We start from the raw sequence: 2352 nt of genomic DNA on the forward strand, positions 1-2352 counted from the left end.
CACTTGGGGCAACTGCCAGGTCCCTGTTGTTGAATTTCAGGATGCATGGGACAGGTGTAGATACTTGACTCGTTACCTGTCTCATGAGGTGGTGAGGTTTCCTTATCTAGATATCGTTCTGGGTGCTCTTTGAATTTGTGCAGGCAATGTTCACTGCAGAAATAATAATGTTTGTCTGCATAATGATAATAATATTCAGTGTCACTCGATACCACCATGTTACAGACAGGATCTTTTCGTTGCTCTTTTTCTGTGTTTAGTTCTGCACTCATATCTCTATCTCCCTTGTGGGTTGGATAACGAGTCTGTAGAAAAGTCCTTTTGAAAGTGTTGCCCTTTTCCGGTGGCACCGGTTTTTAAATCAGCATCCTGGAGCTCCATTCCAGCTTCAGTTGCCGTTATGTTTTCAAACTCAGTTTACGTCACCTTGCATACCTTTGTAGGGATGCCTACTCGATTATTTGAGCGGCATCCTGCCATTTTCTCTGATGACTACACAAACCCAGGACCATAGCGTTGAATCTTTTTCATGTTGTGTACAATGCAGGACAGGTTCCACTGGAAATATTGTAACGACGCCACCTACACTGAGGACCACGAGCTTGAAGGGATCAACGAAATCGGCTCTTTCCTTGAGCTTCTCGACTTCGGGATCTTCCGGACGTAGGACAATCCAGTCAGAACGACTTTGCATCCACTCGAATGCCGCATTAGGTTGGTCAGCAGCAAGTTGCCAGAAGCGGATATTGCCGCGATTGACGTAGATCGCACGCCAGACAAGAATCACTGCAACGAAGATGGCTACGGCTTCTATGCCCTGCACGTGTATGTCCTTCCTTAAACCCAACGCCGGGTATGCAGTTAATTGGTTAACTTATCACATGATTCTGAGTATTTTATCCTTTGAGAAAGTTAGAATCCAAATACCTTTATCAAACGGATTTCTCTCAGTGCTAAGCCTGTTTTTGATTTGATCACTCACCATGTCCCAATCCCATGCTAACGGCGAGGCATCTCTAACAACAAGGGCAACATTTGAACCATAGTCTTTGTTCAATTTGGGTTTAATTCTTGCGACCATCATGTCTGTGACATTGCCTTGTAAATAGCTTACCCTCTCTAAAGGATTTGCTTTTCCAGCTTTCGTATCAGAAAGATGCTTTTTCAATGCCTCCAAACTTTTGTGATCAGATCTCCCAAGAGCAGCTTGAATATCTTTTGGCCGATCCTCAGTTAGTGTGATCTCAAAATTTAATGTGTTTTCGTCAGAATCTTTACAGCGAATGTCTGGGGCATCTGAGTATTCAATTATCGAAAAAGATGTTCCCATTTCAGAGTTGTATAATTCTATGAATGCATCAGCGGTTGCTTTTTCAATAGCTTCTTTTTCGTTCAAGAAAATGCCTCCATTTTTTGGGACCTAATCGGCCACGGATCAGGAGCGAGACCGGAGGCAAACTTGTTTGCCGACGGGATCGTCTGCTGCAGCCGCTGGTGGTACGCCCGGCATGGGCGTGAACTTATGGGGTGACCCGCCTTTGCCCAGGCTATGGCGTGGCAGGAAGTCCTCTGTAGCAAATCCCGCTACCTGATTTTGAGGTTAGCAAAAGTACTAGCCGAAGGCAAGGGCATCATCGCGAGGTGGTGGTGTGCCATGAGTGCCAGAATGGCACGTAACTATACAAGAGATGGGGGACGGCCCCCGATGTCGGCCTGCAGGGGCAGACATCAAACCACCGTAAGCTGCGTCGGTTAAGAGCCGGGGTAGTGAGCGTTACGGAAAAGGCATGACGAGGATCATGTCAGGTGTGGAACAGGAAGGCGAGCGAAAGCGAACCATCGATGACGTGTCGAAAGCATGGACGATGACATCAAAAGCGGGATCGCACCACTGCTCCGTGATGAGTTCAGGGGAAACCTGCTTACTGCCTGAGCGGTGTCCGGCATAAAGGTGGCGCGTGATCAGCAGATACGGACACAGTGCTCGCTTATTTTGGCAGTAGACTGAAACAGGCCCGAGATCGTTATCAGGAATTTGTGGAAGCCGGGATTGCTCAGGGGCGGAGGAAGAGGACTTGGTAGGCGGCGGACTTGTCCGCAGCGCAGGGGGTTGGTCTCAGGTACTTTCGTTTCGAAGAAAGGGTATACGGGTTGCCTCAGACGAGCGGATTCTCGGAAGCGGAGAATTCGTGCAACGTTTATTATCGGAGGTAGACGACCGTGAAAAGGAGACCCTGCGTCTGTCTTCTCTGATACGGGATCTGCCGTCGCCTGCCAGCCGGATTGCCGAAGGTGAGGGTGTTACGGAAGAGGAGCTCAGGTCCGGGGGCAGGACCCGCCGAATATCGAAGG

Annotated in this window: 4 protein-coding genes; 1 reads left to right on the forward strand and 3 read right to left on the reverse strand. The window is 48.7% G+C overall.

What is annotated here, in order from left to right; translation table 11 throughout:
- The 3 genes from C4B57_11430 to C4B57_11440 all read right to left on the reverse strand — a co-directional run.
- Positions 1–272 (reverse strand): copper-transporting ATPase (locus C4B57_11430; GenBank protein ID PXF52145.1); only part of this gene is annotated, 272 nt, incomplete at its 3' end.
- A 185-nt stretch (positions 273–457) separates the two neighbouring features.
- Positions 458–823 (reverse strand): hypothetical protein, encoded by a 366-nt coding sequence (locus C4B57_11435; protein PXF52146.1) that lies wholly within the window; start codon positions 821–823, stop codon positions 458–460.
- A 54-nt stretch (positions 824–877) separates the two neighbouring features.
- Positions 878–1396, reverse strand: coding sequence for a hypothetical protein (locus tag C4B57_11440; protein ID PXF52147.1), 519 nt, complete (start codon positions 1394–1396; stop codon positions 878–880).
- A 679-nt stretch (positions 1397–2075) separates the two neighbouring features.
- Here C4B57_11440 and C4B57_11445 point away from each other — a divergent pair.
- Positions 2076–2352: hypothetical protein (locus C4B57_11445; protein ID PXF52148.1), on the forward strand; the 277-nt coding region annotated here is incomplete at its 3' end.

It is taken from the genome of Deltaproteobacteria bacterium, from assembly GCA_003194485.1.
In the GTDB taxonomy this organism is placed as follows: Bacteria; Desulfobacterota; Dissulfuribacteria; order Dissulfuribacterales; family UBA3076; genus UBA3076.